18 protein-coding genes are annotated in these 18,892 nt (G+C 58.5%); 6 read left to right on the forward strand and 12 right to left on the reverse strand.

The window, feature by feature from the left end:
* Window positions 1-295: 295 nt before the first annotated feature.
* The 3 genes from GRH90_RS17795 (at window position 296) to gorA (ending at window position 3,665) form a co-directional block, all read left to right on the forward strand.
* On the forward strand, window positions 296-739 hold the full coding sequence (locus GRH90_RS17795; protein WP_162367306.1) for an RcnB family protein: 444 nt from the start codon (window positions 296-298) through the stop codon (window positions 737-739).
* Between the two features lie 542 nt (window positions 740-1,281).
* A complete protein-coding gene (locus GRH90_RS17800) occupies window positions 1,282-2,124 on the forward strand; it encodes a 23S rRNA (adenine(2030)-N(6))-methyltransferase RlmJ (protein ID WP_162367307.1) in 843 nt (280 codons plus the stop codon).
* Window positions 2,125-2,312: 188 nt separating this feature from the next.
* The gene (gene gorA, locus GRH90_RS17805; RefSeq protein WP_162367308.1) at window positions 2,313-3,665 is read left to right on the forward strand and encodes a glutathione-disulfide reductase; all 1,353 of its coding nucleotides are present in this window, start codon (window positions 2,313-2,315) and stop codon (window positions 3,663-3,665) included.
* Window positions 3,666-3,685: 20 nt separating this feature from the next.
* Here gorA and GRH90_RS17810 read toward each other — a convergent pair whose 3' ends face one another.
* A complete protein-coding gene (locus GRH90_RS17810; protein ID WP_162367309.1) occupies window positions 3,686-4,009 on the reverse strand; it encodes a hypothetical protein in 324 nt (107 codons plus the stop codon).
* Between the two features lie 234 nt (window positions 4,010-4,243).
* On the opposite strand from GRH90_RS17810, the gene GRH90_RS17815 reads away from it, so the two are divergent.
* Complete coding sequence (locus tag GRH90_RS17815; RefSeq protein WP_162367310.1) at window positions 4,244-4,615, forward strand: MarR family transcriptional regulator; 372 nt, start codon at window positions 4,244-4,246, stop codon at window positions 4,613-4,615.
* Window positions 4,616-5,157: 542 nt separating this feature from the next.
* Here the strand turns inward: GRH90_RS17815 and GRH90_RS17820 are convergent.
* From GRH90_RS17820 to deoC, 11 genes are all read right to left on the reverse strand, one after another.
* Window positions 5,158-6,513 (reverse strand): cation:proton antiporter, encoded by a 1,356-nt coding sequence (locus tag GRH90_RS17820; protein WP_162367311.1) that lies wholly within the window; start codon window positions 6,511-6,513, stop codon window positions 5,158-5,160.
* Between the two features lie 89 nt (window positions 6,514-6,602).
* Entirely contained in the window at window positions 6,603-8,153 is a 1,551-nt protein-coding gene (locus tag GRH90_RS17825) for a carbohydrate porin (RefSeq protein ID WP_162367312.1), read from the reverse strand.
* A 141-nt stretch (window positions 8,154-8,294) separates the two neighbouring features.
* Window positions 8,295-8,660, reverse strand: a complete 366-nt coding sequence (locus GRH90_RS17830; protein WP_218586260.1) for an L-rhamnose mutarotase — start codon at window positions 8,658-8,660, stop codon at window positions 8,295-8,297.
* On the reverse strand, window positions 8,653-9,561 hold the full coding sequence (locus GRH90_RS17835) for a dihydrodipicolinate synthase family protein (protein WP_162367313.1): 909 nt from the start codon (window positions 9,559-9,561) through the stop codon (window positions 8,653-8,655). Before GRH90_RS17835 ends, GRH90_RS17830 begins: the two co-directional genes overlap by 8 nt.
* Window positions 9,562-9,614: 53 nt before the next feature.
* A complete protein-coding gene (locus tag GRH90_RS17840) occupies window positions 9,615-10,922 on the reverse strand; it encodes an MFS transporter (protein ID WP_218586261.1) in 1,308 nt (435 codons plus the stop codon).
* Window positions 10,923-11,174: 252 nt separating this feature from the next.
* Window positions 11,175-12,038 (reverse strand): amidohydrolase family protein, encoded by an 864-nt coding sequence (locus GRH90_RS17845; RefSeq protein ID WP_162367314.1) that lies wholly within the window; start codon window positions 12,036-12,038, stop codon window positions 11,175-11,177.
* The gene (locus tag GRH90_RS17850) at window positions 12,035-12,985 is read right to left on the reverse strand and encodes an aldo/keto reductase (protein WP_162367315.1); all 951 of its coding nucleotides are present in this window, start codon (window positions 12,983-12,985) and stop codon (window positions 12,035-12,037) included. The genes GRH90_RS17845 and GRH90_RS17850 overlap by 4 nt, the downstream gene beginning before the upstream one ends.
* A 44-nt stretch (window positions 12,986-13,029) precedes the next feature.
* A complete protein-coding gene (locus GRH90_RS17855) occupies window positions 13,030-14,169 on the reverse strand; it encodes a mandelate racemase/muconate lactonizing enzyme family protein (RefSeq protein WP_162367316.1) in 1,140 nt (379 codons plus the stop codon).
* 45 nt (window positions 14,170-14,214) lie between these two features.
* The gene (locus GRH90_RS17860) at window positions 14,215-14,715 is read right to left on the reverse strand and encodes an RbsD/FucU domain-containing protein (protein WP_162367317.1); all 501 of its coding nucleotides are present in this window, start codon (window positions 14,713-14,715) and stop codon (window positions 14,215-14,217) included.
* An 18-nt stretch (window positions 14,716-14,733) separates the two neighbouring features.
* On the reverse strand, window positions 14,734-15,675 hold the full coding sequence (locus GRH90_RS17865) for a ribokinase (RefSeq protein ID WP_162367318.1): 942 nt from the start codon (window positions 15,673-15,675) through the stop codon (window positions 14,734-14,736).
* Between the two features lie 87 nt (window positions 15,676-15,762).
* Window positions 15,763-16,464, reverse strand: a complete 702-nt coding sequence (deoC, locus tag GRH90_RS17870) for a deoxyribose-phosphate aldolase (protein ID WP_162367319.1) — start codon at window positions 16,462-16,464, stop codon at window positions 15,763-15,765.
* A gap of 254 nt (window positions 16,465-16,718) precedes the next feature.
* Here deoC and GRH90_RS17875 point away from each other — a divergent pair, with 254 nt between their 5' ends.
* Together GRH90_RS17875 and GRH90_RS17880 are read left to right on the forward strand one after the other, a co-directional pair.
* A complete protein-coding gene (locus GRH90_RS17875) occupies window positions 16,719-17,588 on the forward strand; it encodes a helix-turn-helix domain-containing protein (protein ID WP_162367320.1) in 870 nt (289 codons plus the stop codon).
* 175 nt (window positions 17,589-17,763) lie between these two features.
* Window positions 17,764-18,885 carry a GNAT family N-acetyltransferase gene (locus GRH90_RS17880; protein ID WP_162367321.1) on the forward strand — a complete coding sequence of 374 codons (1,122 nt, stop codon included), beginning with the start codon at window positions 17,764-17,766 and terminating at the stop codon, window positions 18,883-18,885.
* Window positions 18,886-18,892: the final 7 nt, after the last annotated feature.

Raw genomic sequence — 18,892 nt, forward strand, 5'->3', positions numbered from 1 at the left:
TATGATCCGCCCTGAAGATAGTGTAAGGGGCCCGTGGCAAAATATTTAAGAAGTATTTTTTATGTTTAGCGAGATCGGCCTGGTCAGAAAACCACGCCGGGCACTCGTTTAGCCGAAGAGGCAGCCGGTATGCGACAGGCATTATCTTCACATATGTAAGGAATGTGATAAGGCGGGTAAATCATTGTCAGTAGGGGATTTTTTTAAGATATTTCCTGATGCCGCCCCGTTTGGTTTAGCTGATAGTGTGACTACTGGCTTGGCGAAGCAGTCGCTTAATTGAGGGTGACAAAAAATGAAAAAATCTACGCTGGTTATGGTTATCACATTAATTTCAGCAAGCGCCTGCCTTCCCGTCGCTTCCTACGCCGACGGCCCTGGCGGCCAGGATTGGCAATCCCGAAATGGCGGCGGCGATCATCGCGGCAACGACGGCCCGGGCCGGCAAGGCGGCCATGATAACCGTGGTGGTCATGACAATCGTGGCCATGGCGACCGGGGCGGCCCACGCGGTGGCGAACGCGACCACTTTGCCTGGAACGGCCATGATTTCAGGCGTGGACATCCGATGCCACGTTATTATCGCGAACATTATCGTGTTGACGACTGGCGCGGTCGCGGGCTGTATGAGCCGCCAAGAGGACAGCAATGGGCCTATATCGACGGCAATTATGTGCTGATGGCGGTGGCTACCGGGGTGATAACCTCAATTATCGTGGGCAGCATGCTGCATAATTAATATACCTCCATGTCGATGGGTATAACGCCCATCGGCATGTTTTATCTGGTTTTGCCCCTCCGCATTCTTCATTTCTAGGTAGTATTCAAAATTCGGGCCGTTCCCAAAGAATCAAATCAACCATTCCTTAACACCTGTATCAAGGATGCTAATGATTGATTTACGCTTTTCAGGTATAAAAAAGCCCGCGGATCGCGGGCAAAAAAATAACGGGCACAATCGAATAATGACCTGATCATTATAGGAGATTAAGGTTACGCGTAGATGACAGATAGCCCGCCCGGCGGCCTTATGGGATCGCGGGGATGAACCCTCAGGCGCGGTGGCCGGGGCAGTATAACGAGGGCAATGCTTTTCCCTTTTTATCCCCAAGGCGGTTTATACTACCGGCCATGATATGCTGTGCCCTGTGCCGCACGCCCCGTGCGTGTTTTTCCGTTTGGGCCGTGAGCCTCCGGCACCGCAGCGACGCACAGTAGCCACTATCGGTAACCAACTGATTATACTGTAAATAACAACATCACCTGAAAGCGCAAAACACTATGTTAAGTTATCGCCACAGTTTTCATGCCGGTAATCACGCCGATGTGCTGAAGCATACCGTCCAGAGCCTGATCCTGACGGCCATGAAGGAAAAGGAAAAACCTTTCCTTTATCTTGATACCCACGCGGGCGCCGGGCGCTATTTGCTCAGCAGCGAGCGCGCCGAGCGCACCGGGGAATATCTGGACGGTATCGGCAAGATCTGGCAGCGGGACGATTGTCCGTCACTGCTGGAACCGTATCTGACGGTAATCCGCCACTATAACCGCAGCGGCACCCTGCGTTATTATCCCGGCTCGCCGCTGATTGCGCGCCAGATATTGCGCGAGCAGGATAAGCTGCACCTGACCGAGCTGCACACCAGCGATTATCCGCTGTTGCGCAATGAGTTCCAGAAGGACGCCCGCGCCGAGGTATTGCGCGCCGACGGGTATGCCCAGTTAAAATCCCAGTTGCCGCCGCCCAGCCGGCGCGGGATGATCCTGATCGACCCGCCCTATGAGCTAAAATCCGATTATCCGGATGTGGTGACCGGCATCGAGGAAGGCTATAAACGTTTTGCCACCGGCACCTATGCCCTGTGGTATCCGGTGGTATTGCGCCAGCATGTGAAAAAAATCCTGGCATCGCTCGAGAAAACCGGTATACGCCGCATCCTGCAAATCGAGCTGGCGGTCAGGCCGGACAGCGATCAGCGCGGCATGACCGGCTCGGGCATGATTGTCATCAATCCGCCGTGGCTGCTGGAGCAACAGATGACCGAACTGCTGCCCTGGCTGCATCAGGCGCTAGTGCCCACCGGCCATGGCCATACCCTGGTGCGCTGGGTGGTGCCTGAATAAAACTGGGCGATGCTTGGGTAATACCCGGCGGCGTCAAGGCGGCATCCCATACCGGCGCGTGGGTCGCCGCCGGCATGATGGCATAGCGCCCGGCCCTCCGCCTATCGGAGGGATTGACGCAAACTTTGCGACAAATGCATTTTGCGCGTTAAACTTGTGCCCATCACATGAGCTAAAGGGAATCCCGGATGACCAGACATTACGAGTATATTGCTATTGGCGGCGGCAGCGGCGGTATCGCCTCGATCAACCGGGCCGCATCGTACGGCCGGAAATGCGCGCTTATCGAAGCCAAATATCTTGGCGGCACCTGCGTCAATGTCGGTTGCGTCCCGAAAAAAATCATGTGGCACGCGGCGCAAATCGCCGAGGCCATCAAGCTCTACGGCCCGGATTATGGTTTTGACACCCAGATTAACCACTTTGACTGGCAGACCCTGGTCAACAGCCGCAGCGCCTATATCGACCGTATCCATCAGTCCTACGAGCGGGTGCTGGGCAATAATAAAGTCGATGTTATCGAGGGTTTTGCCAAATTTGTCGACGCGCATACCGTCGAGGTCAACGGCGAACGCATTACCGCCGATCATATCCTGGTAGCCACCGGCGGCCGTCCCAGCCATATTGATATCGTCGGTGCCGAACATGGTATCGACTCCGACGGTTTTTTTGCCTTGGACGCCATGCCGCGGCGGGTGGCGGTGGTCGGCGCCGGTTATATCGCGGTGGAACTTGCCGGGGTAGTCAACGCGCTGGGCGCCGAGACCCATCTGTTCGTGCGCAAACATGCGCCGCTGCGCACTTTTGATCCGCTGGTCGTGGACACGCTGGTGGAAATCATGCAGGCGGAAGGTCCCACCCTGCATACCGGCGCCATTCCGGAATCGATCGTTAAAAACCAGGACGGCAGCCTGACGCTGACGCTGGAAAACGGTCATGCCTTTACCGTCGACGCGTTGATTTGGGCCATCGGCCGCGAACCGTCCACCGCTAACCTGAACCTGGCCGCGGCCGGGGTGGAAACCGACCGCAACGGCTATATCCGGGTGGACAAATACCAGAACACCAATATCAAGGGCATCTACGCCGTCGGCGATAATACCGGCGCGGTGGAGCTGACCCCGGTGGCGGTGGCGGCCGGCCGTCGCCTGTCCGAGCGCCTGTTTAACGGCAAGCCGGAAGAACACCTGGATTACGACCTGATTCCGACCGTGGTCTTCAGCCACCCGCCGATCGGCACCATCGGCCTGACCGAGCCGGACGCGATTGCCAAGTACGGTGAAAAGCAGATTAAGGTATACAAAACCGCCTTTACCTCCATGTATACCGCCGTCACCAGCCATCGCCAGCCGTGCCGGATGAAACTGGTCTGCCTGGGGCCGGAGGAAAGGATTATCGGCCTGCACGGCATCGGCCTGGGTATGGATGAAATCCTGCAAGGCTTTGCCGTGGCCATGAAGATGGGCGCCACCAAGCGTGATTTCGACAATACCGTGGCGATTCATCCAACGGCGGCGGAAGAATTGGTGACGATGCGCTGAGCGGGACAAATAGCCCTTTATCATGCCACAGGGACGCCACCATGAAAACGCCCGAACGCGCGGACGCATATGATTGCAATTAACAAGGCTCCGAGGCCGGCGGTGCCGGCGTCCGCCATAACGCGTATATCGAAATGGCCAACCCGGTAGATCAGAAGATAGGCCCGCGCGAGGTTGAATGCTCCCCACGACACGTTAACGGTTGCTGAGGACAATCCTTGACCCGGCGGCGCGGCAAAGGGACTCTGGAAAGATCGCCCCATCATTCCGCTTACCAAGTGTGGAATCGCGTTGGAAACAACGGCTCCACCGAAGAAGTAGGACAGATATTGATACCATGACATCTGATGCTCTCCATTCATCATAACAGTGTCTGACCCGCTTCATGCCGCGTGGCGGCCGATCGTTTTGGTCCCGGGGCGCGTCCGCATACTCGCGACGCCGACGGTCGCCAACGCCTACCCTGAGATTTGCACTTGCCAGCCAATACCCTGGAGCAAGACGTCGTCGATTTTATGCAGGCGATAGGGCTGCTCGTACGGCGTACCCGCAATGAATCCTGTGCGGGAGAACTCTCAATGACGGAGTCTGTCGCCATGTCGCGGCTGGCTAACGACGGTCCCGCCACTACGGCGGCCCTGGCGCGCGCCGAAGGGATGAAGCCGCAGTCGATGGGAACGACCATTACCCCGCTTGAGGACCTGGGCATCGTCAAGCGCACGCCGCACGCCGCACGCCACCGACGGCCGCCAGATGCTTGTCGAGCTGACGCCGCAGGGTGTCCGGCTACGCAGAAGGATCGCGAGGCGAAACGGATGTGGCTATCGCAGGCGATCGTCGTCTTGATCGGGTCGTTTATGACGCGGCTCGATTCGACCCTGGTCAACATTCCGCTGTCGGCTTTCGGGGCGGCGACGCTCCTGCCGTTACGGGCACAACGCGCGGCATGAGCCTGAAACGCCTGAGCGGGATTAAGTGATGAATGAGATAATAAATTACTCTTTTATTATATTACATTATTGCGGCGGCAGATAATAACCTGGCCCTGGTGAGAGATTGTCTATTTTCCGACCCTGCGTCCAATAACAGCCCCCGCTAAAAACAAGAGCCAACGTGCTTATGTTGAATAACTCCGTTCCTTGCTCAGAATAACCTCATGAATTATAAGACCTGACGACAAAATCATAAGATGGCAACCCTGCCGGGTTAAAATCCCATGTCAGGGTAATACTTGTGTCCGTGCGGTAATACAGTCTTAAATTATAGGGCGCGGGAAGATCAAGCAATTGATCGGAAGTTTTTTTCCGGGTAGTAGCTCATACTCTGCTCCTGTAAAGGTGCATATAAAAGTTAAGAAATTTATTTATTCAGTTCACCCATTATTTATGGATAAATTTTGCGCCGTCTCACAACTTTTCCGGTGATGAGTGACCAAATATGGCATTGCCAATGCAATCAGTGATATTACGCTACGGGAAATGAGACGCATAATTTAGTGTTTATTATCCCGCTCCGCGGCCGCCGTTATTTTGTCCTGCCGCCAGTTGAGCAGCGGCGACACCGAGATGCCGTGCACAATGACGCTTGCCACAATCAGCGTAAAGGCCATATTCGCCATGCGCTCGGCGTCGGGGCCGGCCAGGCCGTGGGTATAAGCCCAGGTAATGTAGTTGATACTGCCGATGCCGCGGATGCCCAGCCAGCCGATCAGGGCACGGTGCAGGCGCGGCGTGCCGCTGCCGATGGTCGCCAGGTAGACCGAAGCCGGGCGGATGAGTAAAAACACGATGGCCGCCAGCGGCAGGCCCATCGGATCCCAATGCATCGCCAGGGTGATGCCCAGCACGATGACGATACCGGCGGCAAACAGCCGCTCCATGGTGTCGCCGAAGGACAGCGCGTCGCTGACCACCAGGCCGACGGATCTCAGCGGCCCCGCCTCTCCGGAGGCGTGGCGCATATTGGGGTTGACCAGGGATTCCGCCGTGCCGCCGCGCTCTTCCTCCGGCAAATGGTCCGGCGGATGGCGCGAAAAAATGCCAAGCTCGGTGCGCCTGAGCCCGACGCCTGCGGCGAAGGTGGCCAAAAAGCCCGATGCGTCGAGGCTTTGCGCCGCGGCGTAACTTAACGCTACCAGCGCAAGGGCCAGGAAATCATTGGGCGCGGTGTCGTTTTGGGTACTTTTAAGATGGGTAGCCAGATAGCCGATCAGCCTGCCCATGCCGAAACCGATGCCCAGGCCGCCCAGCAACGCCCAGGCTACGTCGATAAGGGCCCAATGGCCCAATATGGCGAACGATAGCGGCTCATGCGTGGTCAGCAGCACCATCGCCAGCATTAATATCGGCAGCGCCGTGCCGTCGTTCATACCCGCTTCACTGGATAGGGCTACCCGCAGGCTGTCGTCGTCGCGGGCGTCGTTGACCGAAATCAGGCTTGCCAGCACCGGGTCGGTGGGCGCCACTATCGCCCCAAAGGCCAGGGAGAGCGGCCAGGAGAAACCGGCAAGCCAATGGACGGCCAGGGTCACGCCGCCCACCGTCAGGATCATCGCCGGGAAGGCCAGGCGCAATCCCATGCGCCAGCCGGGGTCCTGGAACGGCAACCGCAGCTTAAGGCCGGTGATAAATAACGAGGCGGCCATGGCAATCTCGGTCACATGCGCGATTAACATGGCATGGGCGGCCACATCCACCCGCAGCAGGTTCAGCACCCAGGGACCGCAGACAATCCCCGCCAACAGATATAACCCGAATGAGGTGACGGGACCGCGATGGATCCAGCCGGACGCCAGCGACATTAATAACAACAGACCGCCCACGGCCGCCGTCCAACCCGTGAAACCCATGCGTTCCCCTAATGATGTCGTTATTCCCCTCTAAGTATGATCGATTTTTTCTATTAGCCCCGGTTATGTGTGCCGGCGAACCGCCCCGGCTAAAACCAGGTTTCCATTTGCACGCCGAAACTCCACTGGCCGCCGGCGGTGAAACCGGTCTGTCCCAGGGTGTCGTTGGCGGAGTAATTATCCAGCGCCTTATCCCAGTCCATATAAGTGGCGTAAACGCGCAGTTCCGGGCGGGTAAAAAAGGGCGAGAGATCGTCGGGACGGAACGTCGGGGCGAAGGTAAGCTTATAAAAGTCGCCTTTGACCTTGTCGTAATCAAGATACCCTTTCGGGTCTAGATCCATATACTGCCAGGACGCCTCATAGGCCAGGGCGAAGTTTTCGGTTATACCCTGCAGCAGCCGGGCATTCAGCGTCAGCCATTTATAATCATCGCCTTTGATATAGCGATCCGTGCTGCTTTGCGCCAATATCGCCGGCGCCAGGTCCCAGCCTTTGGCCAGCTCCGTGGTGCCGTAGGTGGCCAGGCGGACGGTATCGGCGTCGTTGGTCAGCTCGGCGCGGGTACCCACCGTTTTAACCTCGGCGCCCAGTCCATGGCCATATGACAGCGCGGTTTTGGACATGCCGGGACGCAGGCCGTAAAAGTCATCGCCATGATAGGCCAACATGGTCAGGTAACCCTTATTACCGGCGTTGTCCATCGAATGATCCGTCCGGTTCTCGCGGTATTCGTTATCCTTGGCTTTGATGCCGCTTAGCAGCCATTGCACCGGTCCGAAATAGTTATTCGCCGTCAGGATATAGCTTTGTATATCGTCGTTAACCTCTTCAATGCCGTCGAAGCTGCGGCCGATAAGCGAAAAGTTACTTTTGGCGTCATCGCTCCATTTCACATCGTAAATGCCGCCGCCGGTGCCGTTGAGGGCGATGATTTTGGAATCCAGCCAGTGAATTTCAAAGTTATCGCGGTCCACGCGTTTACCCGCCCAGAGCGTGCTGTCCTTAAATACGCCGCTAAACGAGGGCAACGAACCCAGTTCGGCAAACGCCTGGCTGACGTTCAGGGTACTGGTGCTGGCGGTCCAGTCGTTATAACTCTCCTGGCCGTCGGCCAGCATCACCATAAAGCGCGTGGTCGCGCCGTTATCCAGACGCTGTTTTTTCTCCAGGTAGACCTCGGCGTAGGTATCCGGCTCATTGCCCAGGCGCCCCACCGCGCCGCCGGTATCGCCGGCGGGTGTGAGGTAGGGGCCGCCACGCGAGTGGGTGGCGCGTTGGTTCATCATCAGGCCGGAGCGGGCGTAACCGTGCAGCTCAAACCATCCATCTTCTTTTTCCGGCACTTTTTTTTCCAGGGCCGCGGTGCGTTTTTCCGTCTCCTGCACGGCTTGATGGGCCTCCCGGGTTTGCGCCGAGTTTTCGGCAACGGCATTTTCCAGACGCCGGGTGTCAACCCGTGCGCCCTGAACCTTGGCTTCGGCCAGCTGCGCGCGGCGCTCCGCTTGCTGTACTCTTTTTTCCAATTGCTCCAGCCGGCTTTCAATACTGGCGGCGTTATTATTGGCAAAGGCTAATGTGGGGAGGCCCAGGCCGGAAATTAATATTCCGGTCATGGCGGTTACAGAAAAAATGTTCATTATTAACTTCACCTTCTGGTTAATACAGGGGGTAGAGTTCCACTAACAAAATGAAATAAAGTATATGTTTTTTATAGGCAGCATTAATCCGGGGGATATTGATAAAATATCCACAGCTTTATTACACTTTTCACGCGGCGTTCAATCGAGGTGGTAAAGCGGCTCCATTTCCATCCAGCCGCCCTCGCCCGCGCCTGGCAATGGAAGCTGGCAGGGAGCGGTTTCCGCCCACCAGCGTCGGGTGGCCGAATCTTGCGCCATCATTTTTTGATCGGTTTCATAATCATCACCGATATATTCCAGATAGCTGAATAACAATCCGTCATGATAATAAATGGTAAAGTTACGTATATTACATTTGGTAATCATTGCATTCACTTCCGGCCAGGGATTGGCATGAAGATGTTTATAATAGGCCAGCTTCTCCGGGCGAACGCCAATAACGCTGCCGAAACGTCTTATAACTGCCATGCCAGTTTCTCCATTATTTATTTTTCTGTTATTCAATAACGCCGCTTTTTATTAAAATATCTTTTACCCGCGCCATCATGTCCTGCGTCAGCGGCGCGGCGGGCGCGAGGGAATGAACGCCGATATCCACCCCGGTCAGCCGGATGGCATATTTGACGGCATTGTAAAACGGCAGGTCCAGGCTGTAGAGCGGCGGGATCCAGGACAGCCGCTGCTGTAACAGGATCGCCCCGGCATAATCCCGGCGATGAAACGCCTGCCAGATACCACAGGTAAGCTGTGGCGCAAAGTTGGCGCTGGCGGGAATACAACCGTCGCCGCCGAGGATCAGGGTGCCCAGCAGATATTCGTCATAACCGGCAAAGATGGCGAAATCCGGGCGCAGCGGTTTGACCGCATGCAGGGTCTCGCGGATATGGGACAAGGTATCCACCGTGTCTTTTAATCCCACGATATTCGGGCAATCCAGCGCCAGGCGTTTAACCAGCGATACCGGCAGCGACTGGCCGGTCAGCGCGGGAAAGTTATAGATAATCACCGGCAATCCGACGGCGCCGGCCACCTGTTTGAAATGACGGTATAAATTCTCTTCGCTCAGCGGGTTGTAGAAAGGATTGACCACCACCAGGCCGTCGGCGCCGCCGCGCTGGGCGTGCAGCGCCAGCGTTATGGTTTGCGCGGTGCCGGAGTGCGCCACGCCGACCAGCACCGGCTTGCGATGGTTAACGTGGCTTATGCAGAATTCAGCCACCGCCCGACGCAACGCATCGCCCATATGGGCAAATTCGCCTGCGCTGCCGAGAAAAAACAGCCCGTCCACATCGGAAGCCAGCAGGCGGTCAATCAGACGCCCCATCGCCGGGCGGTCAAACTGCCCGTCGGCGGTAAACAGGGTGGGCACCGGCGGTATCACGCCGGAAAACAGCGGTTCGGTCATCAGGCAGCACTCCTTATCGAGATAGAAAAAATCAGTACAGCCGTTAGCATGATTTACCTGACCGATTTAATTGGCAGGATAAAAAACGATGAGGCAAAAACAAAAATAATGGCGGCGATAAACAGCGACGAATAGTCATTATGGAATTGCGACAGCAGCAGCGCGGATAATATCGGGCTGAATGACTGCGGTAATACGGTGGCAATGGTTAATATGCCCATATCCTTGCCCGCCTGCTTGCCGCCGCCCGGCAATACCTGGGTCATCAACGCCATATCGATGGAGGTATAAGCACCATAACCTAACCCGAGCACCGCCGCGTACAGATACATGCCCACCAGCGTCGGCATCAGCAGGGGAATCAACAAGCCGCCCGCCATGATAATGCTCGACATGAAGACAAAGATTTTGCGGCGCTGGAATTTATCCGACAGCACCCCTGATATCAGCCCGGAAAACAGCAGCGTGACCAGGGTAATCACCGAAATGGTGCCGATGGCGTAATTGGATTCATCAACGCTTAAGCCAATGTAATCTTGTAAAATATACAGCTGATAGGTCACCACGCCCTGATAACCGAGGAACATGGCGAAACGGCCGAAAAACGCCCAGGCAAAGTCGGGATGTTTTCTGGGGCTGACCCAGAAGCTTTTGAAAAACGCGCCCCAGGCGAAGGGTTCGATAACGACGTTTTTCGACGAGGACTCGCGGTTAATCAGCACAAAAGCGATGCAACAGGCGGCGATGGCCAGGCCGAACACCAGGTAGCCCAGTTGCAGGTTATAGGCCAGATAGCCGGCGACGATAATACCGACGGTGCCGCCGGCGGTGGAGCCGGCGCCGACAAACCCGGAAGCGATGCCGCGGTTTTCCGGTAAAAAACGATCGGCCACCACGGTGGCCAGCGGCCCGTTCATGCAGTTGAGCGATACCGCCGCCATCAGCCAGAACACCGCGATACCCGCCAGGGTGGTCATCAGGGAAATGCCATAAATCGCCAGCCCGCCAATCAGCGCCCCGCCGACAATCCAGGGCGAGCGCCGTCCCCAGCCGGAACGGCAGCGATCGGACAACGCCCCGGCAATGGGCTGGGCAAAGATGGTAAACAGCAGCGCGGTGGTCATTACAATCGCCAGGTTATTGGCCTTGTTCGCCGGATCCAGCGCGGCGACATGATTAGGCAACAACACCGAAATCACTCCGCAATAAAGCGCGAGCAGGATAAAAAAATTGGTAAACAGCGAGCCGAGCAATACCCATTTACGCCTGCCGGTCACGATTAACCCGGTTTGATTTGCACCGGCCGCCGCAGGCGTCATGCCACGCGACGGCGGCGTCTTGATTAATTCATTTTCAGACATGCTTATTTCCTCTTTTTATCTTATTTGTAGGGTAGGGCTGTACCGGCGATAATAGGCATTACCCTATTCCGCCTGTTATTACGTATCGGTTGGTTAAACACGGGCGAAAGCGAGTAGATGCCCGATAATTAAAATCTATTTCACGATAAAATATGTCAAAAAACAGGCTGGCAGGTTATTCGCCAAGACCGCATCCGCCAATTAATGCGGTGCATTTATTCTATTGTCATGGCCCAGTGTTATTTCCCCTGCTCAGAAAGGGATATCCAGCCGATAAAACGCCGCGGCGCTATCGTGCCATACCGCCCGTCGTTCATCGTCCGTCAGCGTCGCAAGCGCGTTAGATAAACAATGAAACCAGGGTTGATAACCACCGGCGAGCTCCACTACCGGCCAGTCGCCGCCGAACATGCAGCGCGCCGGGCCAAACGTCGCCAGCGCATGTTCGATAAACGGCCGGATCTGATCCTCGCGCCAGCAATCCCAAGCCGCCTCGGTCAGCAGGCCGGACAGTTTACAATACACGCCGGTCAGCGCCGCCAGCCGGGCAATATCGTCCCGCCAGGGATCGAGGCGGTCGGCGGCGATCTCCGGCTTGCCCAGATGATCGATAACCACCCGCATGCCGGGTTCCCCGGCCTGTACCTCCGATAGCAATGTCCGCAGCCCGGCCAGTTGCGCGGGCCGCACGCACATATCGACGCACAGCCCAGCCCGCGCCGCCGCCAGCATGCCGGCGCGGTAACCGGGCCGGCGCAGGATATCGGCGCCCTCGTTTTGCACCGAACGCCGCACGCCGACCACGCGCCTTATCTCGCCCAGGCGCCGCAGGTATCCCCCGATCGCCGCGCCTTGTTCCAGCGGCGCATAGGCCACGATGCCGGCGATCGGCAGCGCCGTCGTGGAAGCGGCCAGCGTATCTATCCACGCCGCCTCGTCAAGCGCCTGGAGAGTGTCGCAGTCCGCCTGTACCACTACTGCCGCCGCCAGGGCCGGAGCCTCGGCGGCCAGTCGTTCCGGCAACTGCGGCCGGTTAAGCCGGGGCAAACCGGCCAGCCAGGGATAGCTGAAGCGCCGTGGATCCCACAGATGGACATGGCTGTCGACGATTTTCATTTGCTGGCCTTGCCGCCGTTGCCCGGCAGGATATCCCAGCCGATATTCAGCACCGGCGCCAGCAGTGCGTCGATATGCGCCAGCAGTTCGCCATTGAGCGGCTGCTCACACCAGGCAACATTGTCGAGCATATTTTCCGCGCTGGCGGTGCCGATCACCGTGCTGGCGATGCCCTGGCGCGCGGCGGTGGCCAGCGCAAACTGCAGCGCGACCCTGGCGATATTCTCGCCGAATTCCCGGCAAAGCTGCGCCACCTGACGACAGGCCTGCTGCACCCGCTGGTGCGCCGGGTGCCAGCCGGGCGCGCCGTTGGCGGTCAACAGCCCCATGCCCAGGGGAGAGGCGTTGAGCACCCCGATGCCGGCGGCGTTAAGCCGCTGCGCCACCATGCCCAGGCGGCGGTCCTGTAGGGTATAGGTACAATAGGCCATCAGCGTATCCACCTGTTGTTCCACCGCCAGCGGCTCGAGGAAATCCAGTTGATAACCGGTGATGCCGATATGGCGAACCACACCCTGGGCGCGCAGATCACGCAGCGCGGGCAACCCTTCGTTTATCAGCTGCGCCCGGTCGCCATACTCCACGTCGTGGCACTGGATAATGTCGATATAATCGGTGCCCAGCCGGGCCAGGCTTTCCTTTACGCTGCGGCGGGTGGCGGCGGCGGAGAAATCCCAGTCGCTGTCGCCGTAGCGTCCGACCTTGGTCGCCAGGGTATAGCTGGCGCGCGGCACGCCGCGCAGCGCCTGCCCGAGGGCAATTTCCGCCTTGGTATAACCGTAATAGGGAGCCACGTCGAAATAGTTAACGCCGTGCGCCAGGGCGGCGGCCACCGTGTCATCGGCCTGCCGCTGCGATACGGGATGATAGATACTGCCGAGGGACGCCGCGCCCATGGCGAGGATTGGCACCCGAATGCCGGTAGAGCCTAATGCCGCTGTTCTCATGATGCTGTCCTTTTGCTCAGGCGCCGCCGCGGGCGGCGCGGGCATTATTTTTCCGCGCCCAGGCGCAGACCGGCGCGCCCCGGGCGCACATGCGGCCCGGCGGGGGCGCTCCAACTGCCGGACTCCCGCCCGGCCGCAATGACATCTTCATCGACCTCGATACCGAGGCCGGGAGCCGACCCCAGCAGAATGCCGCCGCCGGTAATCTCCTGATCGATCGTAAGGCCGACGGGGAACGCCAGATCCTGCACTTCCGTGCTTAAATGATTCGGCGCCGCCGCCGCCGCGTGGGCCACCGGATTGGCGTTGTAGCCGACCGGGCTGATCGGCAGGTTATGGGCATGGGCGGCGATGGCTACCCGCAGGAAATGGGTGATGCCCCAGCACATGCCGGTCTGGACGATATCCATCGCGTCGGCCGCGAACAGCGGGGTAAACTGGTCCAGGCCGGTAAGATTTTCCCCAGTGGCCACCGCGCACTTTACCGAGCGGCTAACCTGCGCATGTCCCGCCGCATCCCAGCGCCGCACCGGCTCCTCGATCCAGGTGAGATCCAGGTGTTGCCCGATACGGTCCGCATAACGCACCGCCTGCTTACGGTTCATGGATTCATTCACATCAATCATCGCCGCCGGCGCCGCGCTGTTGACCAGATAGACCTGCCGCACCGCCTGCAGACGCTCGATATCCTGCTCCACGTCCAGGCCGCCCTTGAGCTTGAAACCGGTAAAACCGCGATCGGCAAAGCGCCGATGCAACGCCACCAGCTCATCCAGCGTCAGGCCATAGTCGAGACCGGAGGCATAACCGGGCACGAAGGGATCCCGCGCGCCGAGAGTACGCCACAGCGGTTCACCGGCCATTTTGGCCTTCAGATCCCACAGCGCCATATCCACTGCGCCGATGGCGCCGAATACGCTGCCGGCGTGACCGCTCTTAAAGACATAGGCCAATATCCGGTCATACAGAGCCGTTACCGCCCGCGGATCCTCGCCTTCGATGGCGGGAAAGATCCGTTCCATATCGCCGTGCGCCCCCAGCCCGACCCCCGTCAATCCACCGTCGGTGGTCAGCAACAGGATCGGCACTTCGGTTATGCCCGAAGGGATCACGCCGTTGACATCGCCAATGGCACGTCCCCAGCGGTGGATGGTTTTCAGCGTGCGGTAGCCCGTTATTTTCATACACAGCCGCCTTCTTAATGATGATGTTACTGTCCGCGCTGGCGCTTATTGCAGCGCCGGCACCGCATTGTCCCGTATACGTTGCCGACGCTCGACATAGGCCGGCAGCGGTTTGACCCCGGAGGCTTCGGTAAACCAGGCGAAAGGGTCGGTGCTGGCCACCAGGGCGAAATTGGCCCAGGGGTCAAAGGATCCGGAACGGATCACCACCTTGGCGCGGTAAGCCAGATCCTGGCAGAGAACGTCGTGGCCGGCGCAGGAAAACGTTGCGCCGGAGCCGGTATAAATCTGCTGCAGGTGGCGATAGAGCGCCGGATGGCAATCGCGCACTTCCGGGGCGAAACGGACCTCTTCGACAAAAAGCGCGCTGCGCAGCACGCGCAGGATTTCAAGCACGTCCACGGTGCCTGGATAAAAACCCAAATCGATACGGTTGGCCCCCGGGGGGATAGGGAAACCGGCATCGGTCACCAGCACGATATCGGTATGACCCAGGGTCGCCAGGGCGGCGGCCAGTTGCGGGTGCAGGATACAGTTGGCTTTCATCGGAATATCTCCTGTTTATTATTTTGACCGGCTTACCCGCTGCATCGACGACTGCTGCATAAAGGCGCTCACCTGATGGCGCGTATGATACGACGGCACGGTCTCCCACAGGGTGCAGCACAACGCCGCCGTGGCGTTGGCAAATACCGCCGCCTCGCGAATCGGCCGCCCCTCGGCAAGGGCTACCGCCAGCGCCGCGTTGAAGCTGTCGCCGGCGCCGTTGCTGTCCACCACCTTGACGCGGCAAGGAGGTATCTCAAGGGTTTCACCGGCGGTAAACACCACTGAACCGGCCTCGCCCAGCGTCATCACCACATGGCGGCAGCCGGTGCGCAACAACAGCCCGGCAATATCGCGGTTGCCGCGCTTATCGTCGGGCGCCAGGCCCAGCGCTACCCGCGCCTCGGTTTCATTCGGCGTCAGGTAGTCGACGGCGCTCAGGTCCAGGCCGCGCAGATCGCGCGCCGGGGCGGGGTTAAGCACGGTGATCTTGCCCAGCGCCTTGGCGCGCCGCAGGCCATAGAGCGCCGTTTCCAGCGGGATCTCCAATTGCGCCAGCGCCACCGCGCTTTCGCGCAGCAACGGCAGGGCGGCATCGACCCGCTCGGGGGTAAACAGTCGGTTGGCTCCCATATCCACCACGATAATATTGCGCGCCTGCTGGTCCTTGATAATCAGTCCGGCGCCGGTCGGCAACGCCGCCGTGACGTCCAGCGCCGTGATATCGACCTGCTCGTCGCGCATCAACTGGATAAACTCATGGCCGAAGGCATCGTCGCCCACCACGCCCGAATAAAACACCCTGGCGCCCAGGCGCACGGCCTGCACCGCCATATCCGAGCCTTTACCGCCCCATGTTTGGCGAAAGTCGCGGCCAATCAGGGTTTCACCCGCCAGGGGGATCCTGTCCGCCGTCATCACCAACGCTTTTGCGTAGCTGCCGAGAATAAATACGCTCATCACATTACCTTACTGTGTTATGCCGTCCGCCGGAGGAAACGGCGCATCGGGCCGTTTCCTCCGGCAAGGACGTTACGGGCCGTCTGGTTAATACCCCGCGATATCCCCGGCCAGTCCTTTCACTAATTCCGGCCCGGAGCTGGTGCCGACCAGTTCGGCCCCGGCTTCGAACATCGCCTTCATTTTTTCCAGCGTATTGACCTTACCGGAAACTTTTACCCGGCAGGGAGCCTGGATATTATTTTTCAGGATCCGCACGTCCTCGACGGTGGCGGCGCAGCCGCCCTTTCCCCACCCGCTGGACTGTTTAACCCAATCAATGCCGGCTTCATAAGCATAACGGGTGGCTTTGATTTTTAACGCCTCGGTGGTAATAAAGCCAAATTCCAGCATGGCTTTTACCTTCATCCCGGCGTCATGCGCTACCGCGGCAACCTGTTTTAATTCCTCAAAATAGCGGTCTTCCATACCGCCGAGCAAAAACCCCGGGTTCGGCGGAAAATCGAACTCATCGGCGCCCTCTTTGGCCAGCTCGCGCACCAGCGCCACTTTCATCGCCGTGGTATCGTTGGCCTGGGGAAAATTGACCGTGGTGGCGACCCTGACCCCGGAGCCTTTCAGCACGTCCTTGGCCAGCGCCACCCAACAAGGGGCAATCATGGCCGCATCAAACTGATATTGCAGACAGAGATCCAGGTGCTTTAGCAGCTCGTCGCGCGTCAGATCCGCATTCACATTGGTGAATTGGATGGCTTTGGCGACCTGGCGCGGGTCATTAAAGTTAATCATGCAACAACACTCCTGCTTTTTTGGTTAAACCACATTGGCTAACGTATTCATCATCAACATGGCTTTACCTTAGGGGCATTCCCCGCCCTGGCGTGATAGCGATAAATTTCAAAAATATGGATGGAAGTCCCCGGTCAATGATTTTGTGAGACAGATCATAAATCATCCGGCCCCTGCTCGGGCGATGCCGTTAAATAGGCTACTTTTAGCCATCGGTTTCCTGTTAAAGAACAGCACAACGGCCGGAACAACCTATGTCGACATCAAAAAAACAGACGCGGGTAATCTCCTCTTTTTATCGGGAATATGATGATTTCTCCACACTTTTTAACTATCGAATATTTCGCGCCGGTCATTTGCACACCGGCCCGGAGCATCATATAAAGCGTCAATCAGTGGTCGGCCACGAATTTATTTTCTGCCTGAAGGGCAAAGGACGGGTGAAAGTAGAAGATAAGCTGCATCGGGTGGCGGCCAATCAGCTGGTTTGGCTGCCGGTGAGGTGGCCTCATGAACATTATCCAGACGCGGACGATCCCTGGGAAATTTTCTGGCTGCGGGTGGACGGCGGCAAGCTGAATAATATTATGTCGTTGCTTGAGATACAGAAACACCCGGTATTCCAGTTTGATTTTCCGGAAAAAATGGTCGGGATCTACCATACTATTTTTGGCCTGATGCGGTCTCATACCCTGATGAGCGAGGCGCAATGCGACATGGTTTGCGCCAATCTGGTCTTTACCCTGCTGGAAAGCCGCAGCGCCGAGGCGCTACGGTCCCCGATGATTATGCATCGCGGGCTGGGGCAATTGATTTACCAGATACACAGCCATTACCACGACGATTGGGATATCGAAAAATTTATGCATTTTTGCCAGGTGAGCAAATCACAGCTGTTTCGCCTGTTCAAGACGACGTTCAATCAAACCCCGCTGAAATGGCTGAAAAATTACCGCCTGTCCCAGGCGCGGCGGTTACTGGTTGAAACCGATGCCAGCATTGCCGCCATCGCCTATCAGGTCGGTTATAACGATCCGCTGCATTTTTCCCGCGATTTCCATCAGGCCGTCGGGCTGTCGCCGTCTGAGTTTCGCCGGCGGGAGAGCCTGGTAACATCGCTGTGAGATGACCGCCGGCAAACCGCCGCAAGGGTTTGCCGCAGCCATGATGGGCATCGCCTGGTCGTCAACGCCGATAGCCGCGCCGGCTTTTGCCACTCCGTGCCCCACCCCTTGCGCAGCGCCTTTCAACTGGCTACTGTTCTTGCTGGTTGACGGCACTTCACCGGAGCACAATGTCATGTCTTTAACGTCCCTGGCGCGCCTGGACGATATACCCGTCGGCGAGTGGGATGCCCTGGTCCCGGCCGGACAACCCTTTCTGCGCCACGCCTTTCTCTCCTCGCTTGAAGACAGCGGCAGTCTTGGCCCGCGCTCGGGCTGGCGAGCCGATCATCTGCTATGGGCGCAAGACGGCCGTACCCTTGCCGCCATGCCCGGCTACCGGAAACAGCACTCCTACGGCGAATATGTATTCGACCAGGGCTGGGCAGAGGCCTGCGGGCGCGCCGGGATTGACTACTATCCCAAATGGCTTGGCGCCGTGCCCTTCAGCCCGGTGACCGGCGCCAGGCTGCTTGGCGACCCGGCGGCGGCGGCGCGGCTGCTGGCCGCGCTGCCGGAACATCTTGACCGGCACGGACTGTCCGGCGCGCATGTGAACTTTACCGACGCGCGGGCCAACGATCTTCTGGCGGCCGAACCGGACTGGCTCAGGCGCCTGGGCTGTCAGTACCATTGGTTCAACCGCGGTTACCGCGATTTCCAGGACTTTCTCGATACCCTGGCCTCGCGCAAACGTAAACAGATGCGCAAGGAACGCGAGCAGGTCGCGGCGCAGGGTATTGATTTCGAGTGGCTGGAGGGCGCCCGGGTGACCGAGGCGCAATGGGACTTTATCTACGCCTGTTACGCCAATACCTACGCGGTGCGCGGCCGCCGGCCTTACCTGGCGCGGGACTTCTTCAGCCTGCTGGCCGAACGGATGCCCGATGCCATCCGGTTAGTGCTGGCCAGCCAGCAGGGCCGCCCGGTCGCCATGGCCTTCAGCCTGGTGGACGGCGCTACCTTTTATGGCCGCTATTGGGGATGCCTGGCGGAGTTCGACCGGCTGCACTTCGAGACCTGTTTTTACCAGGGCATCGATTACGCCATTGCCCAGGGACTGGCGCGTTTTGACGCCGGCGCCCAGGGCGAGCACAAGCTTATCCGCGGCTTCGAGCCGGTGCTGACCGACTCATGGCACTACCTGTGCCACCCCGGCCTGCGCGAGGCGGTGGCGGATTTCCTGGCAGAGGAGCGGCTGGCCGTGCGTACGTGGGCGGAAGAGGCAAGGCTGTCATTACCTTACCGCCAGGCCTGAGCGCGGC

Origin of the sequence: Acerihabitans arboris (assembly GCF_010131535.1) — a bacterium.
GTDB classification, from domain to species: domain Bacteria; phylum Pseudomonadota; class Gammaproteobacteria; order Enterobacterales; family Enterobacteriaceae; genus Acerihabitans; species Acerihabitans arboris.

Coding starts and splice junctions, on each gene's coding strand:
- GRH90_RS17835 (WP_162367313.1), bottom strand. CDS start 9,561: ATGACCGAACCGCTGTTTTCCGGCGTGATACCGCCGGTGCCCACCCTG.
- GRH90_RS17810 (WP_162367309.1), bottom strand. CDS start 4,009: ATGTCATGGTATCAATATCTGTCCTACTTCTTCGGTGGAGCCGTTGTT.
- deoC (WP_162367319.1), bottom strand. CDS start 16,464: ATGATTAACTTTAATGACCCGCGCCAGGTCGCCAAAGCCATCCAATTC.
- GRH90_RS17860 (WP_162367317.1), bottom strand. CDS start 14,715: ATGAAAGCCAACTGTATCCTGCACCCGCAACTGGCCGCCGCCCTGGCG.
- GRH90_RS17865 (WP_162367318.1), bottom strand. CDS start 15,675: ATGAGCGTATTTATTCTCGGCAGCTACGCAAAAGCGTTGGTGATGACG.
- GRH90_RS17800 (WP_162367307.1), top strand. CDS start 1,282: ATGTTAAGTTATCGCCACAGTTTTCATGCCGGTAATCACGCCGATGTG.
- gorA (WP_162367308.1), top strand. CDS start 2,313: ATGACCAGACATTACGAGTATATTGCTATTGGCGGCGGCAGCGGCGGT.
- GRH90_RS17850 (WP_162367315.1), bottom strand. CDS start 12,985: ATGAGAACAGCGGCATTAGGCTCTACCGGCATTCGGGTGCCAATCCTC.
- GRH90_RS17880 (WP_162367321.1), top strand. CDS start 17,764: ATGTCTTTAACGTCCCTGGCGCGCCTGGACGATATACCCGTCGGCGAG.
- GRH90_RS17820 (WP_162367311.1), bottom strand. CDS start 6,513: ATGGGTTTCACGGGTTGGACGGCGGCCGTGGGCGGTCTGTTGTTATTA.
- GRH90_RS17795 (WP_162367306.1), top strand. CDS start 296: ATGAAAAAATCTACGCTGGTTATGGTTATCACATTAATTTCAGCAAGC.
- GRH90_RS17840 (WP_218586261.1), bottom strand. CDS start 10,922: ATGTCTGAAAATGAATTAATCAAGACGCCGCCGTCGCGTGGCATGACG.
- GRH90_RS17815 (WP_162367310.1), top strand. CDS start 4,244: ATGACGGAGTCTGTCGCCATGTCGCGGCTGGCTAACGACGGTCCCGCC.
- GRH90_RS17825 (WP_162367312.1), bottom strand. CDS start 8,153: ATGAACATTTTTTCTGTAACCGCCATGACCGGAATATTAATTTCCGGC.
- GRH90_RS17855 (WP_162367316.1), bottom strand. CDS start 14,169: ATGAAAATAACGGGCTACCGCACGCTGAAAACCATCCACCGCTGGGGA.
- GRH90_RS17845 (WP_162367314.1), bottom strand. CDS start 12,038: ATGAAAATCGTCGACAGCCATGTCCATCTGTGGGATCCACGGCGCTTC.
- GRH90_RS17875 (WP_162367320.1), top strand. CDS start 16,719: ATGTCGACATCAAAAAAACAGACGCGGGTAATCTCCTCTTTTTATCGG.